The 20633-nt window shown below is 68.2% G+C and carries 18 protein-coding genes; 8 read left to right on the top strand and 10 right to left on the bottom strand.

The features are described from left to right. The first annotated feature begins 29 nt into the window (after window positions 1-29). The gene (locus JQ639_RS27255) at window positions 30-1082 is read left to right on the top strand and encodes a substrate-binding domain-containing protein (protein ID WP_211962367.1); all 1053 of its coding nucleotides are present in this window, start codon (window positions 30-32) and stop codon (window positions 1080-1082) included. 534 nt (window positions 1083-1616) lie between these two features. Here the strand turns inward: JQ639_RS27255 and JQ639_RS27250 are convergent. Then, window positions 1617-3668 carry a bifunctional aldolase/short-chain dehydrogenase gene (locus JQ639_RS27250; protein ID WP_211962365.1) on the bottom strand — a complete coding sequence of 684 codons (2052 nt, stop codon included), beginning with the start codon at window positions 3666-3668 and terminating at the stop codon, window positions 1617-1619. Between the two features lie 71 nt (window positions 3669-3739). Beyond that, on the bottom strand, window positions 3740-4708 hold the full coding sequence (locus JQ639_RS27245) for a sugar-binding transcriptional regulator (RefSeq protein WP_211962364.1): 969 nt from the start codon (window positions 4706-4708) through the stop codon (window positions 3740-3742). 251 nt (window positions 4709-4959) lie between these two features. Here JQ639_RS27245 and JQ639_RS27240 point away from each other — a divergent pair, with 251 nt between their 5' ends. The 4 genes from JQ639_RS27240 to JQ639_RS27225 all read left to right on the top strand — a co-directional run bounded on the left by JQ639_RS27240 (window position 4960) and on the right by JQ639_RS27225 (window position 8173). Beyond that, a complete protein-coding gene (locus JQ639_RS27240; RefSeq protein WP_211962362.1) occupies window positions 4960-5265 on the top strand; it encodes a putative quinol monooxygenase in 306 nt (101 codons plus the stop codon). A 63-nt stretch (window positions 5266-5328) separates the two neighbouring features. Further along, the gene (locus JQ639_RS27235; RefSeq protein WP_211962360.1) at window positions 5329-6306 is read left to right on the top strand and encodes a GlxA family transcriptional regulator; all 978 of its coding nucleotides are present in this window, start codon (window positions 5329-5331) and stop codon (window positions 6304-6306) included. A 114-nt stretch (window positions 6307-6420) separates the two neighbouring features. Beyond that, window positions 6421-7128 carry a DJ-1/PfpI family protein gene (locus JQ639_RS27230; protein WP_211962357.1) on the top strand — a complete coding sequence of 236 codons (708 nt, stop codon included), beginning with the start codon at window positions 6421-6423 and terminating at the stop codon, window positions 7126-7128. A 28-nt stretch (window positions 7129-7156) separates the two neighbouring features. Next, the gene (locus JQ639_RS27225) at window positions 7157-8173 is read left to right on the top strand and encodes a cytochrome-c peroxidase (RefSeq protein ID WP_211962355.1); all 1017 of its coding nucleotides are present in this window, start codon (window positions 7157-7159) and stop codon (window positions 8171-8173) included. Window positions 8174-8201: 28 nt separating this feature from the next. Here JQ639_RS27225 and JQ639_RS27220 read toward each other — a convergent pair whose 3' ends face one another. Then, window positions 8202-8372, bottom strand: a complete 171-nt coding sequence (locus JQ639_RS27220) for a hypothetical protein (RefSeq protein ID WP_211962353.1) — start codon at window positions 8370-8372, stop codon at window positions 8202-8204. Window positions 8373-8768: 396 nt separating this feature from the next. On the opposite strand from JQ639_RS27220, the gene JQ639_RS27215 reads away from it, so the two are divergent. Continuing rightward, on the top strand, window positions 8769-9788 hold the full coding sequence (locus tag JQ639_RS27215; RefSeq protein WP_211962351.1) for a hypothetical protein: 1020 nt from the start codon (window positions 8769-8771) through the stop codon (window positions 9786-9788). Between the two features lie 22 nt (window positions 9789-9810). On the opposite strand, the gene JQ639_RS27210 is transcribed toward JQ639_RS27215, so the two are convergent. Beyond that, the gene (locus tag JQ639_RS27210; protein ID WP_249122809.1) at window positions 9811-10149 is read right to left on the bottom strand and encodes a methylamine utilization protein; all 339 of its coding nucleotides are present in this window, start codon (window positions 10147-10149) and stop codon (window positions 9811-9813) included. A gap of 244 nt (window positions 10150-10393) precedes the next feature. Here JQ639_RS27210 and JQ639_RS27205 point away from each other — a divergent pair, with 244 nt between their 5' ends. Next, window positions 10394-13294, top strand: a complete 2901-nt coding sequence (locus JQ639_RS27205; protein ID WP_211962349.1) for an EAL domain-containing protein — start codon at window positions 10394-10396, stop codon at window positions 13292-13294. Window positions 13295-13313: 19 nt separating this feature from the next. Here JQ639_RS27205 and JQ639_RS27200 read toward each other — a convergent pair whose 3' ends face one another. The 4 genes from JQ639_RS27200 to JQ639_RS27185 all read right to left on the bottom strand — a co-directional run bounded on the left by JQ639_RS27200 (window position 13314) and on the right by JQ639_RS27185 (window position 16287). Further along, complete coding sequence (locus JQ639_RS27200; RefSeq protein WP_211962347.1) at window positions 13314-13745, bottom strand: GNAT family N-acetyltransferase; 432 nt, start codon at window positions 13743-13745, stop codon at window positions 13314-13316. Window positions 13746-13819: 74 nt separating this feature from the next. Beyond that, on the bottom strand, window positions 13820-14161 hold the full coding sequence (locus JQ639_RS27195; protein WP_211962345.1) for a hypothetical protein: 342 nt from the start codon (window positions 14159-14161) through the stop codon (window positions 13820-13822). A 147-nt stretch (window positions 14162-14308) separates the two neighbouring features. Then, entirely contained in the window at window positions 14309-14833 is a 525-nt protein-coding gene (locus JQ639_RS27190; RefSeq protein ID WP_249122896.1) for a cupin domain-containing protein, read from the bottom strand. 59 nt (window positions 14834-14892) lie between these two features. Continuing rightward, window positions 14893-16287, bottom strand: coding sequence for an MATE family efflux transporter (locus JQ639_RS27185; RefSeq protein ID WP_211962343.1), 1395 nt, complete (start codon window positions 16285-16287; stop codon window positions 14893-14895). Window positions 16288-16316: 29 nt separating this feature from the next. Between JQ639_RS27185 and pdxR the strand changes: the two genes are divergently transcribed. Then, the gene (gene pdxR, locus JQ639_RS27180; protein WP_211962341.1) at window positions 16317-17786 is read left to right on the top strand and encodes a MocR-like pyridoxine biosynthesis transcription factor PdxR; all 1470 of its coding nucleotides are present in this window, start codon (window positions 16317-16319) and stop codon (window positions 17784-17786) included. 9 nt (window positions 17787-17795) lie between these two features. Here the strand turns inward: pdxR and JQ639_RS27175 are convergent, their stop codons facing one another. Together JQ639_RS27175 and JQ639_RS27170 are read right to left on the bottom strand one after the other, a co-directional pair. Next, entirely contained in the window at window positions 17796-19523 is a 1728-nt protein-coding gene (locus JQ639_RS27175; protein WP_211962339.1) for a chemotaxis protein, read from the bottom strand. Window positions 19524-19531: 8 nt separating this feature from the next. Next, window positions 19532-20626 carry a protein-glutamate methylesterase/protein-glutamine glutaminase gene (locus tag JQ639_RS27170; protein WP_211962337.1) on the bottom strand — a complete coding sequence of 365 codons (1095 nt, stop codon included), beginning with the start codon at window positions 20624-20626 and terminating at the stop codon, window positions 19532-19534. Window positions 20627-20633 lie beyond the last annotated feature (7 nt).

Here is a 20633-nt window from a genome sequence, read left to right as displayed (position 1 = left end):
GACCTGAACTTTTTGTGGAGGAGACAATAATGAAGACGACACGACGAACACTCGGCAAGCTGGCTCTCGGCCTGATCGGCGCCACCGCTTTCGCGGGCGGTGCCTTCGCCCAGGGCGCGCCCAAGCCGTTCGACAATCCCGGCAAGGTCAAGATCGCGCTGGTGCGCTATCTCTCGACCGGCGACTTCTTCCAGTCCTATCTCTCCGGCGTCGAGGCTCAGGCCAAGGCGCTCGGCGTTGATCTGCGCGTGTTCGACAGCCGCCAGGACGCCGCATTGCAGGCCGACATGGTCGACCAGGCGATCGCGCTCGGCGTCAACGGCATCATCATCCAGCACGGCCTGACCGAGTCGATGAAGGACGCCGCCGCCCGCGCCGTCAAGGCCGGCATCAAGGTCGTCGCCTTCGACGTCAACGTCGACAACAAGGACATCCCGCAGATCGAGCAGTCCGACCGTGACCTCGCCCGCCTCGCGCTGGAGCAGGCGATCAAGGACAATGGCGAGAGCTTCAAGGCGGGCTATGTCTACGTCGCCGGCATCGCGCCGCTCGACCGCCGCCACGAGACCTGGGTCGGCTTCAAGAAGAAGTATCCCGGCATCAAGGAAGCGGCGATGTTCGGCACCATGGACAACCCCATCGCCAACTCCGTCGCCAACCAGGCGCGTTCGGTGCTGACCGCCAACCCGGACATTACCGTGATGTTCGCGCCCTATGACGAGTTCGCCAAGGGCGTGAAGATCGCTGTCGACGAGGCCGGCCTGTCGACCAAGATCAAGATCTACTCGGCGGACATCTCGACCTCGGACATCGCCGCGATGCGCGAGCCCAACAGCGCCTGGGCCGCGACCGCCGCGACCAACCCGGCCGTGGTCGGCCAGGTCTCGGTGCGCGCCCTCGCCATGCTGCTCGCAGGGCAGGACCCCGGCCACAATGTCGTGGTGCCGCCGACCCTGATCACCCAGGCTCAGCTCAAGAGCGCCGACATCAAGAACATGGAAGAACTCGCGGTAAAGCTGCCGCAGTTCGCCCATGCCGACGTCGCCGTCCCAGCCTGGATCCCGCTGCCGAGCAAGAAGTGAGCTGACGCGGTCAGCGCGCGATCACGCACTGATTGCTGATCGCGCGCTCTCGGATCGATCAAGCAGAAAGAAGGGCGGCCCCATGGGCCGCCCTTCTTGTTTGACTTCTGACAGGCGTCATGCGCGGGCTTGACCCGCGCATCCAGCTTTCTCACCGTGCAATGCAAGCTCTTGAAACTGGATCACCGGGTCTCGGCGCTGTCGCGCCGGCCCGGTGATGACGCAGAATATGTAGGCGGCACCTTCTCCCCTCATGGTGAGGAGGCGCGTCAGCGCCGTCTCGAACCATGAGGCCCGTGCCTCGGCCTCATCCTTCGAGACGCCCGCGGTGCGAGCTCCTCAGAGTCTGCCTTAAAAAGAAGTCAGTGAAACAAGGCCTTTGTTGTTGAACTTGTCATGGCCGGGCTTGTCCCGGCCATCCACGTCTTGCTGCAAATCCAGACCGCAAAGACGTGGATGCCCGGCACAAGGCCGGGCATGACGGTGTCGGATATCGCGACGTAACGCCGCCCCGCATGATGAACCGCTGCAACGTTACCGCAGCGCCGCGGCGATGTTGCCGCCGTCGACGGTGGTGACGTCGGCGGTGGTGCGCTCGGCCAGCGCATGGTGCAGGAAGGCCTGCGCGACGTCGTCGGCGGTGACCTCCTGGCCCAGCAGGTTGCCGGACATGTAGTCCTTCTCCGACAGGCCGCGCGCGGCGGAACGGCTGGCGATCATGTCGTTGCTGAGCAGGCCCGAACGGATACGGTCGGCATTGACCGCATTGACGCGGATGCCATCAGCGCCGTGTTCGAGCGCATACTGGCGCGACAGGAACAGCGTCGCCGCCTTGGGCAGGCCGTAGGCGCCGAACCTGGCGCCGGGGTTGACCGCCTGCTTGCTGGCGTTGAACAGCAGCGCGCCGCCGGTGCCCTGCGCCTTCATCACCCGCACCGCGTTCTGCGCCACATGCTGATGGGCGAAGAAGTTGAGCTCGAAGCTCTTGCGCAACAGGACATCGTCGAGGGTCGCGATCGCGCCTTCCCAGGCCGCACCGGCATTCGACACCACAATATCGACACCGCCGAAGGTCTTGACCGCGGCATCGAACGCCGCGCGCACCGACGCCGGATCGGTGACGTCGCAGGCGACACCGATCGCGTTGTTGCCGACGCTCTTGGCGACATCAGCCGCCCTGGCGCCGTCGAGATCGACCACGACGACATGAGCGCCCTCGCGCGCGAACGCCTTCGCGGTGGCAGCGCCGATGGCGCCGGCGCCGCCGGTAACCAGCGCGACCTGCCCGGTGAGGGGCTTGGGCTTGGCGCCGGCGAGCTTGGCCTGCTCCAGCGACCAGTACTCCAGCGAGAACAGGTCGGCACGGCTGAGCGGCTGGAAGCGGCCGACGGCTTCCGCGTCGCGCGCCGCCTCGATCAGCATCTCGCCGACATCGGCGGCGATCTTTGCATCCTTCAGCGTCCGGCCATGACCGAACATGCCGAGGCCCGGCACCAGCGTCAGGCGCGGCATCGGGTCGAGCATGGTGCGCTTGATGTCGTCGTTGGCATCGTTGTCGTTGAAGTACGCCGTATAGGCCTTGACGTAGGCCGCGGTGCGCTCGTCGATGACCTTGCGGAAATCGCCGAGCTTGTCGGCCTCCGGCGCCGGCAAGATCATCGGCCCGGTCTTGATGCGGATCGACAGGTCCGGCGTCGACACGCCGCGGGCGAGGATGTCCTCGGCCTGCGCGGAGTTGACGAACTCCAGCACCTGCGGCGAGGTGCGGAATTCGCTGACCATGCGGTCGAAGCGGCCTTCGCCGCGATCCACCGCGACGGCGCCGCGCAGCATCGACGCGATCTCTTCGGGCTTTGCCAGTTGGGCCGGCAGCGTCACGGGCGTCAGCGGGCTGCGGCGCGTGCGCACATGCTCTTCCGCCAGCGTGACATAGTGGATCATGCGGCCATAGGCTTCCTTGGCGGTGTCGCCGAAGGTGAAGATGCCGTGCTTGTCGAGGATCAGGCCCTCGACGCTCGGATCCTGCTCGTAGATCTCCGCCGCCGCCTTGGCGAGATCGAAGCCCGGCATGATGTAGGGCACGAAGCCCATCTTCGGCCCGAACACGGCGTCGGCGATCGGCCTGGTGTCGGGCTGGTCGGCAATCGCGAGGATCGCGGTCGAGTGGGTGTGGTCGACGAACTTGTGCGGCAGGAAGGCGTGCAGCAGCGTTTCGACCGACGGATTGGGCGAGGACGGATCGATCAGATTGGCACGCTGCAGCGCTACCATGTCTTCATCCGACAGGCGATCGAGCTTGCGCGCCTTCAAGAGCGCGCCGAGCTTCACCGCCGGCAGGCCCTGCGGCTCGATGATGCCCATGTCCCAGCCGCTGCCCTTGACGCACAGCACATCCCAGCTGTCGCCGACGAGATCGGTGACCGTGGTCTTCAGCGAGGTGTTGCCGCCGCCATGCAGCACGAGGCGCGGATCGCCGCCGAGCAGCCGCGTGGTGTAGACCCGCAGCGCGAGATCGCGGCTGACGCCCTTCTTGGCGTACTGCGCGGCCATCGCCTCCGCGTCGCTGTCGCGCCAGAGATTCTCCATACCCTTCACTCCTTGAGCATCGTCGGCGGCGGACACGCTCCGCCGCCTCTTTCATCGAGATGATTTTGAGGTCACGCCGCCGGCCGGGTCAGGCCTTCCGCGCGCCAGCGTTTGAGCAGCCGCCGCGCCAGCGCCGCCGTGACGACGAGGTGCGAGGCGAAGCCGCCCTTGAGGGCGGCAGTCAGCGCGTCGAGCTTCTCCTCCTGCTGCACCACCAGCATGCGGCGCGGGATCGCGCGCAGCGAGGCGAGGTCGGCGGAGATGCAACGGCGGTTGTGGTCGCAGTCGAGCAGTTGGCCATTGGCATCGATGAGCTGGCCGGCAATGACGCCGGCCGCGCCGGCCTCGCCCATCGCCAGCATCTCCGCCGCGGTCAGCGCGCCGCACATCACGAGATGGCTGTCGGCCTCGATGCCGCCGACCGAGTACAGCGCGACCGCGCAGTCGGCGATGGTCGCGAGTTGCTCCTGGATCACCGGCTCACGACGCAGCTCGTCGGCGAGCCGCTGCGAACTCAGAACCAGCGGCGCATAAAAGTTCATGCCCTTGGCATTGAGACGGCGGGCGATTTCCGTGGTGCACTGGTCGGGACGATAGGCATAGGGCGCGCCGAGATTACCGCAGAGCTGCACCACCGTGACGCCCTGCAGATCGGCGAACGGCATGACGTCGGCGATCTGGTAGACGGTATTGCCCCAGGCGATGCCGACGCGATCGCCGGTCTTGATCAGTTCGAGGAACACCGCCGCGGCCAGCACCGGCATGTCGGCAGACGGATCGCGGGCCTTGTCGTCCGGCACGACCCACACCGCGTCGAGGCCGATGACGTCCTCGAGCTCGCGGGCCAGTACCTCGTCGGCGAACAGCTGGGTCGAGGTCGAGATGTTGACGATGCCGGTGTCGCGGGCGCGGCGCAGATACATCGCCACCGAGGCGCGCGAGATGTCGAGGTGTTTGGCCACCTCGTCCTGCCGCAGACCATGCATATAATAAAGCCAGGCGGCCTTGTGCATGATCCGATCGGTCGCGCGAACGGCCATGGTCTCCCTTCCGTCGTTGTGTTTTCGACATTATTCATTTCAATTGACAAAAGTCAATTCCGCATCCGTTGACTGAAATTCCGCAGCCATATCAATGGTATGCCATTTCAGCGGCGACGGCCATTCGCGTTCGCTGGGCGCCGGCCAACGCTTCGAGCACCATCGAAGCACCGCTGTCGCCGCCCCTGCTACGCCTGTCATCGCCGCCGCCGGCCCATCGCCGCGGCCGCCATCGAGACAGGAGACTGGACATGACCAGGGATACGCAGGACGGCTTCGTGGTGACCGCGCTGTGGGAGGCCAAGCCGGGCGAGGAAACCGCGATCGCCGACATTCTCAGCCGCTTCGTGCCGCAAATGCGGAAGGAGCCGGGCACGCTGAGCGTCACGGTGCATCGCGCCCGCGCGACCCCCGCCCGCTACTTTCTCTATGAGGTATTCCGCGACGAGGCCGCTTACGCCGATCACCAGCAGACACCGCATTTCAAGGAGCTGATCGTCGAACAGGCGCTGCCGAAACTCGCCGCCCGCGAGCGCGTCCAGTACGAGGTGATCTGACCGGCCCCGCCGCGACCGCCGCGCGGATGGACGGCAGACCGCATTGGCTGCTATGGCCAATAAATGTCCAAAGCTGCCAAGCCCCGATCTGTCGTCTTCGTGCTCTATGACGGCGTCCAGCTGCTCGACGTTGCCGGCGCGGCGGAGGTGTTCGCGCTGGCCGGCCAGCTCACCGGCCGGCCGGCCTACGACCTCTCCTTCGTCAGCGCCCGCGGCATGGTGACGTCGTCAGCCGGGCTGCCGCTTGGCGGCGCGCCGCTCGACACCGCCCCGAAGACCATCCACACCCTTGTCATCCCCGGCGCCACCGAAGCGCCGCTGCGCGCGGCGCTGCGCGACCGCGCGCTGATGGCCTGGATCGCGCGCGCCACGCGCCGCAGCGCCCGCGTGATCTCAGTGTGCTCGGGCGCGTTCATGCTCGGCGCGCTCGGCCTGCTCGATGGCCGCCGCGCCACCACCCACTGGCTCGCGCTCGACACGATGGCCCGCGCCTTCCCCGGGACAACGGTCGAGCGCGAGGCGCTGTTCGTCGAGGATGGTCATGTCTGGACTTCGGCTGGCGTCACCACCGGCATCGATCTCGCGATGGCGATCGTCGGCCGCGACCTCGGCGCCGACGTGCCTCTCGCCATTGCACGCATGCTGGTGCTGCACCTGGTGCGCCCGGGCGGACAGTCGCAGTTCTCGACACCGCTGTCGCTGCAGGCGCGGCCGGGCCCCGACCTCGACCGCCTCGTGCCGTGGCTGGAAACGCGCCTCGACGACGACGTCACGGTCGAGGCGATGGCCGGCGCCATGGGCATGAGCGAGCGCACGTTTCATCGCCGCTGCCGCGAGGTGTTCGGCCTCGCGCCCGGCAAGCTGCTCGCCGAGCTGCGCTTCGACCGCGCCCGCACGCTGCTCGGCGACGACGCCATTCCCGTCAGCACTGTGGCAGCGCGCGCCGGCTTCGCCGACGCCACCGCCTTCAGCAAGGCATTCGCCAGGCGCTATGGCGCCTCGCCCTCGACCTACCGCCGCGCGTTCGCGCCGACGGTCTGACGCCGCACGCACTGGCAGCAATGACCATGCGTTTGTCATGGTCAGCGGCGGACCCGGCCCCCATCATCGCGGCATCACACGGCGCGCACCGAACGGCGCGCGAGGAGATCCCCGATGAAATTCGCCTTCCTGCTCTATGAGGGCATGACCGCCCTCGACCTGATCGGCCCGCACGAGATCCTGAGCCGCCTGCCCGGTGTCACCGCGATGCGCGTCGCCAGACAGGCCGGGCCCGTGCACACGGATTCCGGCATCAGCCTGATCGCGGACGCCGGCTTCGCCGATGTCATGCACGCCGACATTCTGCTGGTGCCCGGCGCGGGTGACGCCACCGCGATGCAGGACGATCCGGCGACGCTCGACTGGATCCGCCGCATCGACGCCACCACGCGCTGGACCACATCGGTGTGCACCGGCAGCCTCATCCTCGGCGCCGCCGGCCTGCTGCGCGGCCGGCGCGCGACCTCGCACTGGGCGGCGCTCGATCGCCTCGCCGCCTTCGGCGCGACGCCGACCAGCGCGCGCATGGTCGAGGACGGCAAGGTCATCACCTCGGCCGGCGTCGCCGCCGGCCTCGACATGGCGCTGGCCTTCGCGGCGCGGATCGCCGGCGAGCGTGTCGCGCACGGCCTGCAGCTCGGCATCGAGTACGATCCCGATCCGCCGTTCGACAGCGGCCATCCCGACAAGGCCGATCCCGCGCTGGTCGCGCGGCTGCGCGCCTTGATGACAGCGGCGTTCGTGGCCGCGCCGATCCCGCACGAACGCTCCCCGGGGCAGGACGCCGCAGCCCCGGAAACGTTAAGACATCCTCAACCATAGTCCGCCAAGGTGGCCGCGAGAGGCTACGATGAGAAACTGGGCTGGCTATTCCATTGCCGCAGCGGTGCTGCTGGCCTTGCCCGTTGCACTGATCGCGGCAGACCAGCCAGCCGATCCCGTTGCCGTGCGCGCCAGCTACCGCCGCCCGGCCACCATCCCCTTCCCCGACAGCAATCCCTTCAGCACCGCCAAGCACACGCTCGGCGAAAAGCTGTTCTTCGATCCGTTGCTGTCGGGCTCCAGGACGATCTCCTGTGCGAGCTGCCACAATCCGGCGCTGTCATGGAGCGATGGCCTGCCGCGCGCGATCGGCGCCAGGAGAATGCCGCTGCGTTCGCCGACGCTGATCGACGTCGCATTCATCGAGCCGCTCGGCTGGGACGGCAAGTTTGCCGACCTCGAATCCGTCACCTTCGGTCCGCTCAGCAGCGCCGCCAACATGGACATCACCGAGCACGAACTGATCAAGCGCCTGTCGGCCGCGCCGGGATACGCCGATGCGTTCGCGCGCGCCTATGGCGACAGCAAGGTGACGCGGCCACGGATCGAGCAGGCGCTCGCCACCTACCAACGCACCATCGTCGCCGGCGAAGCGCCGTTCGATCGCTGGATCATGGGAGACGACAACGCCATCGGCGCACAGGCCAAGCGTGGCTTCGCGCTGTTCAACGGCAAGGCCAACTGCGCCGCCTGCCACAGCGGCCCCTCGTTCACCGACGGCTCGTTCCACGACATCGGCACCGCCACCGGCGACGACATCGGCCGCGGCCAGATGTTTCCGACTTCGGTGAAGCTGCGCTACGCCTTCAAGACGCCGACGCTGCGCGATGTCGCACGCCGCCCGCCCTACATGCACGATGGCTCGGCGGCGACGCTGCGTGAGGTCATCGACCTCTACGACCGGGGTGGCATCGATCGTCCGAGCCGCTCGCCCGAGATCAAGCCGCTGGGACTGACAGGCGAGGAGAAGGCGGATCTCATCGCCTTCCTGCAGACGCTTGACGGCGCGCCGGTCACGCCCAGCCCACCGCCGCCGCTGCGTTGACGACGCCGCGCCGGCGGCATCGAAGCTTTCAGAGAATATGGCTCTGGAGAACGTGCTGCAGCGCTGCGCCGACGCTGCCGAGACCTGCGATCATGGTCCAGCCGACGCACGCCGCGACGGTATCCGAGCGCAGCGCTCGCGTGAGAGCCGCATCCGCGGTGTCGCGACAATCCTTCGCGAAGGTGATGATCCCAGCCATTGACCTGCTCCGAAACTGACGGAGCCTTCCCTACGCGACCCGCCTTCCAGTCCGATGAGTCCGATCGCTAAAATTCGATCCATCTGGCTGAAGACCACCAGGTATACATTCCTACATCGGTTCTCAAATACCAATCATGAGAGCTGCGCGCCATGTGCAGAGCGGCGGCGCCACAACCGATTCACGGCAACATCGGTTTGAATCAGCGTGTCTTTTTCGCGATTTGAAGTTGTTTACAAACATTAACCACAAACCAACGACGCCCAAACCAATGGTCGAAAGTTAAATCAAATGCAGTTATAATTAATCGAAAATAAACGCTGTGGTTGAAGTATAATGACGAGTAATAGTTCACCGACCATTAACCATGGCGCACGTGCGGTCGGTGCCTCCAGCATGATCCCACCGTTCGCCCGGCTGCTGCTGGCGCTGCCGCTGTCGATGCTCGGCGCCCGCAGCGCCGAAGCCCATGTCAAATGGTTCTGCGCCTACGATGTCGCCGGCCAGCCGCGCGGCCTCGAGAACGTGCTCTGCCAGGACTTCGAGCTGCTGCTCGGCATCGCCCTGTTCTGGCTGCTGTTCGGCTGCTTCGTCGAGCGCACCTTCATCGGCGCGGCGATGACCCGCTCGCTCGATGCCGCGACACGTCAGATCCGGCTCAACACCGAGGTGATGATCCGCGCCGTCGTCGGCTTCTTCCTCGTTTCCATTTGGGCTGTGGGCGGTATCATTCTAACCCCCGAGCTCAAGACCACCTCGGTGGTCGTTCCCGCCATCCAGCTGGTCGCGGCGGCGGCCCTGGTCTCGCGCCGGACGATGCCGCTGACAGGCCTGTGCATCGTCGTGCTGTTCGCCATCGCGGTGCACGATTATGGCGCCTTCCATCTCGCCGACTACCCGATCTTTCTCGGCGTCGCCGCCTATCTCATCCTGACCGGGCTGCAGAAGGACCTGTTCGGCATCGCCCCGATCGACGTCGTGCGCTACGCCACCGGCATCACGCTGATGTGGGCGTCGATCGAGAAGTGGGCCTATCCGGAGTGGAGCTTCCCGATCTTCATCGAACATCCGGCGCTGACCTTCGGCTTCAGCTCGGAGTTCTACATGCGCGCCGCCGGCATGGTGGAATTCGTGCTGGCGTTCGCGCTGGTGTGGACGCCGCTGGTGCGGCGCATCGGCGCCATCATCCTCGCCGGCATGTTCATCAGCGCGTGCTTCGAGTTCGGCAAGATCGACACCATCGGCCACTCGGCGATCATCGCCGTGCTGTTCGCGATCATGGCCGACAACCGCACCGTGCCGGACGAAAAGCGCCATCCGCTGCTGGCGCCGCTCGGCATGAGCGCGGCGCTCGCGGCAACGCTGGCCGTCTACTACGTCGGCCACGCCATGATCTTCAACACCGCGGTGCTGTGACGCGCGGCGACGCCCCGCCGCCTCACTTGACGTGAACGAACAGCTTCATCTTGGGATGGATCGCGCACAGCACGGTGTAGTCGCCGGCGACGTTGAACGTGACGTCATACTTGCTGCCGGGCTGCTGATCGCCGGAATCAAACTTGAAGGCGGCCGCGTTCGTGTAGATGTGATGCAGCAGATCGCCGTCATCGTTAACGAACTGTAAAGTTTCGCCGCGCTGAATGACGATGTCGCCCGGCCTGAATTCGCGGTTCTTCTGCGAGATCACGTGCGGAGCCGCACCGAGGGCGACACCGGCCAGAAGCCCGGCCGCCGCAATTGCCGCGAGACGGGCGGCGCTCGCCTTGCCGAGCCCCAACTGACCAGCCCATCGTCGCATTACGGCCTCTCCCAGGATACCTGCACGCCGGACACCGTCATGGCGTCGATGGCCCGGACGCGCCGCACTATAGCCCAAGGCGGTAAGAAACCCTTAACGATCACGCAATCGGTTGCGGCAATTTACAACGTCAATTTAAGAGAAAGCCGTCACGTTACCGATGCGCATACGTGCAGCGTACGTGCAAGGCGCGCTGCGCACGATGCTTATATAAAGAGTCTGGATGAATCCGTCCGTCGACCAGAAAGCTGCCGACAGCACCGCCGCTCGCCTAGCGGGCGGCTGGCTGCCGCGCCTGCTGGCGAGCGTCAGCACGATCCGCAACCAGATCCTGATCGCGTTTTTGGCGATGTGCATCGTCACCGCGGTGATGGGCACCTACGCGACGCTCGGCATCCGCCATGCCGGCGAGCTCGTCGCCAAGACGTTCGACGAATCGCTGATGTCGATCAACTATGCGCGCGCGGCCGCCGCCGACTTCTCGGCGATGCGCGCGGCCTTCGCCCGCAGCCTCGCAACCGAGGATCCGGCCGCGCGCAAGGCCCTCAACGACGAAATCACCTCGCTTGCCAGGACCCTGACGGAGGATCTGTCGATCGCCGCCGAACGCTCGCAGTCGGCGCGCGCCGCCGCCGCCGCGCGCAAGGCCCAGGATGCGGCAACCGCCTGGGAGAAGCTGCATCTCAAGGCGCTCGGCAACGCCGGCCCCAGCGATGGCGCGCCGGTCCTGATCAGCGACGTCGACCAGTATTCCCGGATCGTCGACCAGGAAGTCGAGCTGCTGGTGAACTACACCGCAGGCGACGGCTTCCTCTTCCGCCAGCGCGCGCTGGCGGCGATCGACAAGGAACTGCGCCTCAACATCGCCGGCCTCGCGACCGCCCTGCTGCTGTCCGCCCTGATCGCCTGGCTGCTGGCGCGGCGCATCATCCGCCCGGTCGCGGTGGCATCGGCGGCCGCCCGCGGCATCGCCGGCGGCGATCTCGAAACCCGCATTCCGTCGGGCGGCAACGACGAACTCGGCATGCTGCTCAGGGCCATGGGCGTGATGCGCGACAACATCCGCGCGATGATGGAGCGCGAGATCGCGCAGCGCCGCTCCGCGCAGGCGCGCCTCGCCGACGCGCTCGAGAACTCCCGCGAGGGCGTCGTGATGCTCGACGCCGATGGCCGCATCGCGCTGGCCAACGCTCAGGCCTGCCAGTTCATCGACGATGCGCCGCAACTGCTGCATCCGGAGCTGCTGTCGCCCGAAGACGCCACCTCACCCGCCGACGGCCCCGTCGCCGCGGCGACCACCCGCGAGGCGCGACTGCCGGACGGGCGCTGGCTGCGCGTCAGCCGCTCCCATACGCAGGAAGGCGGCTCGATCATCGTCTATGGCGACATCAGCGCGCTGAAGGAGCAGGAAGCACAGTTGCACGCCACCAACCTGCGGCTCGATGCGGCTCTCGAAAACATGTCGCAGGGCCTGTGCCTGTACGACCGCGACGCACGCCTGCAGGTGGTGAACCGCCGCTTCTGCGAGATCTTCTGCATTCCGTTCGCACGCGTGCGCCCCGGCATGTCTTTCGCCGAGGTGCTCGGCCTCAGCGTCGCCGCCGGCAATCACAGCGACCAGACCGCCGAGGACCTGCTCGCCGAACACCAGCGCAGCGCCGCCCACGACAAGGCCAGCTATTTCCTGCAGCTCAGCGACGAGCGCATCGTCGAGGTCAACAACCGCCCGACCGCCGACGGCGGCTGGCTGATCACCTACGAGGATGTCACCGAACAGCGCAAGGCGGAATCCCAGATCGCCTTCATGGCCCGCCACGACGCGCTGACCAAGCTGCCGAACCGCTCGATGCTCGCCGAGCGCATCGAGCAGGCCATCGCCCAGGCCGGCCGCGGCTCGAACTTCGCGGTGTTCTGCCTCGACCTCGACAACTTCAAGCAGGTCAACGACACGCTGGGGCACCCGGTCGGCGACGAACTGCTGTGCGCGGTCGCGGACCGCCTGCGCGCCTGCGTCCGCGAGGTCGACACCGTCGCCCGCCTCGGCGGCGACGAATTCGCCATCATCCAGTCCGGCATCGAGACCCCCGAGGATGCCGCCCGCCTCGCCCGCCGCATTGTCGAGTGCGTCGCCGAACCCTACGAATTCGGCGACCAGCGCATCGTGATCGGCTGCAGCGTCGGCATCTCGCTGGCGCCGGGCGACGGCACCTATGGCGAGAAGCTGCTCAAGAACGCCGACGTCGCGCTGTACCGCGCCAAGACCGATGGCCGCGGAACATGGCGTTTCTTCGAGCCGGAGATGGACGCCATTCTGCAGGAGCGGCGCGCGCTCGAACTCGACCTGCGCGAAGCGATGGAGCGCGACCAGTTCGATCTGTTTTACCAGCCGCTGTACGACCTCTCCCTCAACGAGATCTGCGGCTTCGAGGCGCTGCTGCGCTGGCGTCATCCGACACGCGGCCTCGTACCTCCCGACCAGTTCGTGCCGATCGCAGAGGAAATCGGCCTGATCATCCCGCTCGGCGAATGGGCGCTGCGGCGCGCCTGCGACGAAGCCGCGGGCTGGCCGAACGAGCTGAAGGTCGCGGTCAACATCTCCGCGGTCCAGTTCCGCAGTCCGCGCCTGATCGATGCGGTCGCCGAGGCCCTGGCGCTGTCCAGGCTGCCGGCGCGGCGTCTCGAACTGGAGATCACCGAGTCGGTGCTGCTCGCCAACAGCGTCGAGACGCTGGCGACGCTGCACAAGCTGCGTGGCCTCGGTCCGCGTATCGCACTCGACGATTTCGGCACCGGCTACTCGTCACTGAGCTACCTGCGCAGCTTCCCGTTCGACAAGCTCAAGATCGACCGCTCCTTCGTCAAGGACGCGACCACGACCGATGGCTCCGATCTGATCGTTCGCGCCATCATCAGCCTCGGCAAGAGCCTGGGCATGCGCACCACGGCGGAAGGCGTCGAGACGCTCGAGCAGCTCAACCGCATGCGTGCCGAAGGCTGCAGCGAAGCGCAGGGCTTCCTGTTCAGCCCGCCTGTTCCCGCCGGCGAGTTGCCGGCACTGCTGTCGGCATGGCGCTCCGCGCTCCGCCCGGGCGCCCGCGCGATGCCCCTGATCAAGGTGTCGTGAACGCGCTGCGGCGCCGTGTTCAGGCCGCGCCCAGCGGCCTGGTCATGAAGATCCGGCTGGTGCCAGGCGGATCGCAGGGAATATCGCCGAAGCGCCGCCAGCCGTGCCGCTCATAGAAGCCCGGTGCCTGAAAGCTGATGGTGGTGAGTACGGCGGCCCGGCAGCCGCGTCGAGCGCCTTCCGCCTCGAAGCGTCGCAGCACCTGCGAGCCGAGACCTCGCCCGCGCAACACCGGCGGCAGGAACAGGAGATCGAGGAACAGCAGCCCCAGCGATGACCGTCCGCAGGCGCCGCCGAGCGGCTGGGCCGTTGCGGGATCGACGACGACCACCGCGAGGCCACGCTGATCGTCATAGCCCGCCGCCTCCGCGTTGAACCGCGCGAGGCCGCCGCCGATCGCCTGCATCGCGGCGAGATCGACGGTATCGGTGACCTGAATGATCGCAGTCATGGCGCTGCTCTCCGGACGGAGCGCACCGAGCCTCGCGCGATCGCGATGGCGGCGCAAGCCCGGCCGTGCGCCGCTCAGTGCGCGAGGCAACCCTGGCAGATTACGAGATGCTGCCTGAGTTCCTGCTCGGCGATCTCCGCCTCGCTCTGCTGCTGCGCGTAGGCATCCGCCGGATTGCCGCCCTGCGCGACGGGCGCCGGCGACGGCGCCACGGCGTTGAGCGGCCCGAGCACGATCTCGTGACGGGCGCGACGGTGACGCTTGACCGGCCGCACCTCGTCCGACGGCCGTGTTCCTGTGCCGTCCCAGGCCACGGGCACGCCGATCGGCGACGGGGCGGTACACAGACCCGATGTGCAGCACCCACCCAGCGCCAGAACCACGACGCCCAGCGCCGTCCATCTCACCACGGACATCGACCACCCATCACCACGCCGCCTGTCGCTGTACGGGAAAGCGGCCTCACGCGCGACGCCGACGGTCTTAACGCCAACTCGTTAAGAACAGGGTAAATGGCGCATTCACCATGATGCGATGGCAGCCTGCCAGGAGTTCCCGCCGCCCTACTGGTGGTATGTCGTCAGCTCCGCGCCTTCATCGGCGACAAACACCGCCAGCAGTTCCGCAGGCTCGGTGACGCTGGCGTTCTCCGACACCAGATGCACCGCACCCGGGGGCTCGAAGAAACTCTCGCCGACCTTGAAGGTCTCGACGGGCCCGCCCGCGAGCTGCGAGCGGATAGTGCCCTTGACAATGTAGGCGGTCACCGAACCGCTGTGATGATGCGGCGGCGAGAAGCCGCCGGGGCCGTAGCTGACCCGCACCACGGTGACGCGTTTGCCCGGCACGTTCGGCAGCGCATGGGACGCCACCGGCGTGACGACGGGATCGGGCCGCGCATCACGGCCGTCCGCGGCGCTGGCTACGCAGATGATGCCGGACAGCACCGACAGTGGCGCCGTCATCCGCTGCAGCGGCGCCGCTGCACTGCCGAGGGCCATGGCGACGGCAACGCCGGCGGCAGCAGCCCGCAGCGTGCTGCGGGGAACAAACCAGCTCGCGCCGGCGGGGATCGATGCGGTCGTCATTGCCATGTCCAGGCCTCCTCTGCTGGATCCACCCTGGCGCGGCGGATCGCCAAACCATGTCAGCGTCGCGTCCCCCAGCGGCTGAGACGCATCGCGACGGCCGCAGCGAGCCCGTAGGCGACAAAGCCCGCCGCCGCGAGCAGCACCAGTCGCGTCGACGTCAGGCCGGCGTGACCGATCCAGACCGCACCGGCGACGACCACGACAAGGCGGACCGACTGCGCCAGCACCATCGGCACGATGCGGCCCGAGCCTTGCGATGCGTAATAGAGACAATGTCCGAGGCCGAACCCGGCGAATGCCGGCCCGGCAAACCGCAAATAAGTGTCCGCAGCCGCCGCGACGGCGGCATCATTGCTGAACAACCCGACCCATAACGACGGCATGATCGCGACGGCGATGCCGAGCGCCCCGGTCGCGGCGAAGCCGAGCAGGCCGGCCGTCCACGCCGCCTCGCGCGCCCGCGCGACATTGCCCGCGCCGATCGCGGCGCCGACCACCGGCGTCGCCGACACACCGAATGCAAACGTCAGCGGCATCATCAGCAACTCGAGCCGCGCGCCGATACCATAGCCGGCGAGCGCATCGGTGGACAGCTGCGCGGCGAGATGGGCGACCAGCATCAGCGCGCCGATAGCCTGACAAGCCGCAAGACACGCCGGCGCCCCCACGCGCAGGATCGCGCCGAACAGTTTGGGATCGAGTGGCGCGAGGCGCCAGTCGAAGCGCAGCCGCGCGCGGCCGGAGGCGAGATAGAGACCGAGCCCGATCGCAGCCGCGGTGTAGGCCACCAGCACGCCGCAGGCGACGCCCGCCATGCCGAGCCGCGGCAGCGGGCCGAGCCCGAGGCCAAGCGCGCCGCCGACCACGACCTGCAGCACCGCGATGCCGACGAACGTCGCCGACGGCACCGTCATGTCGCCGGTACCGCGCAGCACCGACGCCAGCGCGTTGGTCAGCCAGATCGCTCCGGCAGCGGCGAACGCGATGCGCGCATAGGCAAGCGCGGCCTCCAGCACCGCGCCTTCGCCACCGAGCCAGCCGAAGATCGGCCGGCCGAAGCCGACGACAACCAGCGTAAAGACAGCGCCGGCGCCGAGCGCGATCACCACCGCATGACGCACCAGCGCCGTCGCCCGCACCATGTCGCCGGCGCCGAGCGCCCGCGCCACCGCCGCGGTGATGCCGCCGCCCATGGCGCCGATCGCCATCATCTGCAGCAGCATGAATACCGGCAGTACCAAGGCGATCGCCGCCAGCGCATCGGTCCCGAGCCGGCCGACATAGCCGGTCTCGGCAATGCTGATCGCGGTGACGGCACACAGCGACACCGCGTTTGGCACGCTCAGCCGCAACAGCGTCGGCAGCACCGGCCCCTGCAGCAGGCGGTGCGCGGCTGCGTTCGGGCGGGAGCGCAGCGGCACGGCGGAGGATATCGTCTCGACCCTTGTCATGGCGCCATCGTGCCGCGATAATTGGCCCCATGAAAAGGTCCACATTTGGCGAATTCGATGGAGCCATTTTCGCGAAGGCGGCGGCCGCTTCCACCCCGGGCGACACGCTGACCGAGCGGCTGCACCGCGACCTCAAGAGCGCGATCGTCAGCGGACGCCTGGTGGGCGGCACCCGCCTGCCCTCGACGCGCCAGTTCGGCAGGCAGGCCGGCGTCTCCCGCAACATCGTCCTCGCTGTCTACGACCTGCTGCTCAGCGAAGGACTGATCGCCAGCCGACGCGGCGCAGGTACCTTCGTGCGCGACGGCGCCGCGCAGCCGCCACGAACACAGGGCGCGTTCGATCCGCGCGTGCTGCAGGCCCGCATCCGACCGCTCTGGCGCGAGGGCGGCCTGACCGGGCCGATCGTCGCTTCGGCGGCCTACGACTTTCGCATCGGCATTCCGGACACCCGGCGCTTTCCACACGACGTCTGGCGGCGATCGATCGCCCATGCGGCCCGTGCGCTGGCGCGCGACGGCGGCAACCTCGGCCCGTCGGACGGCGCGCCCGCCCTGCGCGCGGCGATCGCCCGCCACATCTCGTTCGCCCGCGCCGTCGCCTGCACGGCGGACGACATCATCGTCACCACTGGCGCACAGCAGGCGCTCGACCTTATCGCCCGCGTGCTGGTGACGCCGCACCGAACCGTCGCGGCGGTCGAGGATCCCGGCTATCCGCCGGCAGCGCAGGCCTTCCTCGCCGCCGGCGCGCGGCTGCACCCCGTGGCGGTCGACGACGAGGGCCTCGTGGTCGATGCGCTGCCGCGCTCCGCGTCACTGATCTACACCACGCCATCGCACCAGTTTCCGCTGGGGGCCACGCTGTCGGCCCGGCGCCGCACCGCGCTTCTCGCGTTCGCCCGGGCCCGCGCGGCGGTGATCGTCGAGGACGACTACGACGGCGAATTCCGCCATCACGGCCGGCCACTCGACGCGTTGCAGACCCTCGCTCCCGCCGGGCAGGTGATCTATGTCGGCACGTTCTCCAAGAGCATGTTTCCAGCGCTGCGGCTCGGCTTCATCGTCGCGCCGCCATGGCTGCATGCGGCGCTGGTCGCGGCCAAGCGGCTGGCCGACTGGCAATGCCCGCTGCTGGAGCAGATGGCGCTGGCGCATTTCATCGACGGCGGCGATCTCGCCCGCCATGTCCGCCGCATGCGGCGGATCTACGCCGAACGCCACGACACGCTGACACGGGCGATCGGCCGCGATCTCGGCGACGCCATGACACGGATTCCATCGTCGAGCGGCCTGCATCTCGCGGCGCTGCTGCGCCCGGGCGCGAGCGCCGTGACGCTGGCGGCGCGGGCGCGCGAGGCCGGTATCCTCGTCCAGGCGGCGCACAACTATCGCCGCGACCGGCGCGGCGGCGACGGCCTCGTGTTCGGCATCGGCCAGATCGAGACCGCCGCGATTGATCCCGCCATCCGGCGGCTGGCGCGGCTGGTGCGGCGATAGCGCCGCGGTTCAGAAGAACAGCACGTCGTCGTCAGCCGCCGCCGGCGCGGCCGCAGCCTCGGCCATTTCGGCAAGCGCGAGACGGCGCAGGACACTGTTGTGGACGTCGCGCTCGCCGGCCATGGTATAGGCCGGATACAACCGCTCGCGCACCAGCGCGCCGAACGCCTCGCGCTCGTCCTGCGCCACGGTCGCCATGGCCGGGCCCGCGCCGGCGAGATCGGCGGCCAGGTGCTTTGCGCCCTGCAGCTCGCGGTCGAAGCCGCGCAGCCGCTCTTCCGCGGCGCGAACCAGCTGGGCGAACTGCTCGCCCTCCGACGACAGGCGGCTGCGCAGCGCAAACAGCTCGGCATTGCCGGCGCCGATGTCCTGCACCACCTGGGCGATCGAGGGCGCGAGATCGCCGACTTCGGCGGCCTCGCCGTTCTGCTGCAGATCCCTCAGCGCCGCCGCCGCTTCGCCGATCCGGTCGAGCACGGGCTTCAGCAGCTCGGCGCTGCCGGAAATCTCCTTCGCGGTGTTGCCGAGCTCGTTGGCGATGACCACCAGCGCATGGCCCTCGTTGCCGAGATGGGCCGCCTTGAGGCTGGCGTTCATGCCGACCAGGATGATATCCGCGACCGCCTCGCTGAGTTCCGCGATGGTGGTGCCAAACTTCGCGAGCGTCCCCTCGAAGATCGCGGTCGCCTCGGTCACCGACCGGCGCGCGCCCTCGCACTGGGCGATCAGCGCCGATGCCTGGGCGAGGCCCTGCTTCACCGCGTCGAGGAACGAGGTCATGCCGCCATCGTCGCCATACAACGCGCTGCCGCCTGCGATCATCCGCGCCGCATCGGCGGAGAGCAATTGCAGGCCGCGCGCGATGCGGCCGATATCGGCCTCGAAGCCCGAGACCGTATCCTTGAGCTGCTCGGCCTGCAGCTGCAGGATCAGGCCGGCGACCCCCGCCGTCGTCCCGCGGTCGGGCACGAGACTGACATTCGCCGGCGCCGACACCAGCCCGAGCGCCAGGCCGACATGCTCGAGCCGCTGCCGCACGCTGTCGCCAGCCTGCAACGAGACGATCATGTCGCCGACCGCTGCCGAGATCTGCGACGCGCCCGCCGCCGCGGCCTGCGCCACTTCGCAGCTCTGCCCCTGGCGGCGGCGTATCTCGCTGTAGGCGGCGACGAGCTCCGCGCCGACCGAGCCGAGCTGCCCGCCATAGGCGCGCTCGAACTGCGTCTGGCGCGTCAGCGCCGCGCCGATCGCCTGCGCCAGTTGCTCCTGGTCGCGGCTGCAGGCATCGACCAGCGCCTGCGCGGACTTGGCCAGATCCAGCACTTCCTGGGTAAAGTCGATGAAGTGACCGCGGTTGTTGCTGAGCGACACCGCCTCGATGCGCGCGCTGCGCGCGATCACCGCCACCATCTGGATCGATTTGACGAGGCGCAGCAGCAGGCCGGCGATATCGCCGCAGCCGCCGGCGATGTTCTTCAGCCACGCGCTCTGCTGCGGCAGGGCGTCGGCAAGGCCGGTGAGCCGCTCCGCGATCGCCTGCAGCGCGGTCGAGGCGCTCTCCATGTCGGCGCCCGAGAGCTGCGCGGCGATCGCCGCCAGATCACGCTGCAACCCCTCGAAGATCGCATGTGAGCGCCCGAGCCGGTCGCCGACATCGGCGAAGGTGCCTTCGATACGCGCCGTCACCGCCGCGACGGTCGCCGCCGCGCCGACCGCGACATCAGCCATTCTGTCCATGCTCATCGTCAACCTGCCGAAACCAGCTGTCCAACCGTCCCCCAGGCCATGATCTCGCGCGGGATCTGGGTCAGCGACACCACCTTGTCCACCGCGCCGCGAGCGATCGCCTCCTTGGGCATGCCGAACACCACGCAGCTCTCCTCGTCCTGGGCCCGCGTCGCCGCGCCGAGCTTGCGCATCTCGAGAAGGCCGTTGGCGCCATCGTCGCCCATGCCGGTCATGATGATGCCGAGCGCGTTGCGGCCGGCGTGCTGGGCCGCCGAGCGGAACAGCACGTCCGCCGACGGGCGATGCCGCGACACGGGCGGGCCGTCCTTGATGGCGATGTTGTAGCGCAGCCCGGTGCGCTGCAGCAGCATGTGGCGAGCGCCCGGCGCGATATAGGCGCAGCCGCGCAGCACCGGCTCGCCATCCTCGGCCTCCTTGACCTCGATGGCGCACAGCCCATTGAGCCGCCGCGCAAACGCCGCGGTAAAGCCCTGCGGCATGTGCTGCACGATGAGGATGCCCGGGCAATCCGGCGTCAGCACTTCCAGCACGTCGCGCAGCGATTCCGTGCCGCCGGTCGACACGCCGATGCAGACGATACGGTCGGTCTCCGGCCGCACCCGGCCGGCCACCGGCGGCGGAATGATCGCATCGGCCGTCAGCTTGGCCTCGACCGGACGCCGCCGCACCGGCTGCTGGCGCACACGCGCCCGCGCCGCTGCCTTGACTGCGTCTCGCAATCGCGTCGACGATTCCATCAGCGCCTGCCGCGTCTCGACCCGCGGCTTGGGCAGGATTTCGACCGCGCCGGCGGCGAACGCCTCGAACATCAGATCCGACCCGCGCTCGGTCAGCGTCGAGCAGATCACCACGGGGATCGGCCGCTGCGCCATGATCTTGCGCAGGAACGTCAGGCCGTCCATGCGCGGCATCTCGATGTCGAGAATGATGACATCGGGGATTTCGTCCTGGATGCGGCGTGCCGCCGCAAACGGATCGGAGGCGGCCGCCATCACCTCGATCTCGGGATCCTCGTTGAGGATCGACGTCAGGATCTGGCGTACCGAGGCGGAGTCGTCGACGATGAGAACCCGCAGCTTTGGCTTGGACATCTGATCG

The organism is Bradyrhizobium sp. U87765 SZCCT0048, from assembly GCF_018131225.1.
GTDB lineage: Bacteria > Pseudomonadota > Alphaproteobacteria > Rhizobiales > Xanthobacteraceae > Bradyrhizobium_A.
Note: the sequence above shows the minus strand (reverse complement) of the source record. Positions and strands in the feature narration are given on the sequence as shown.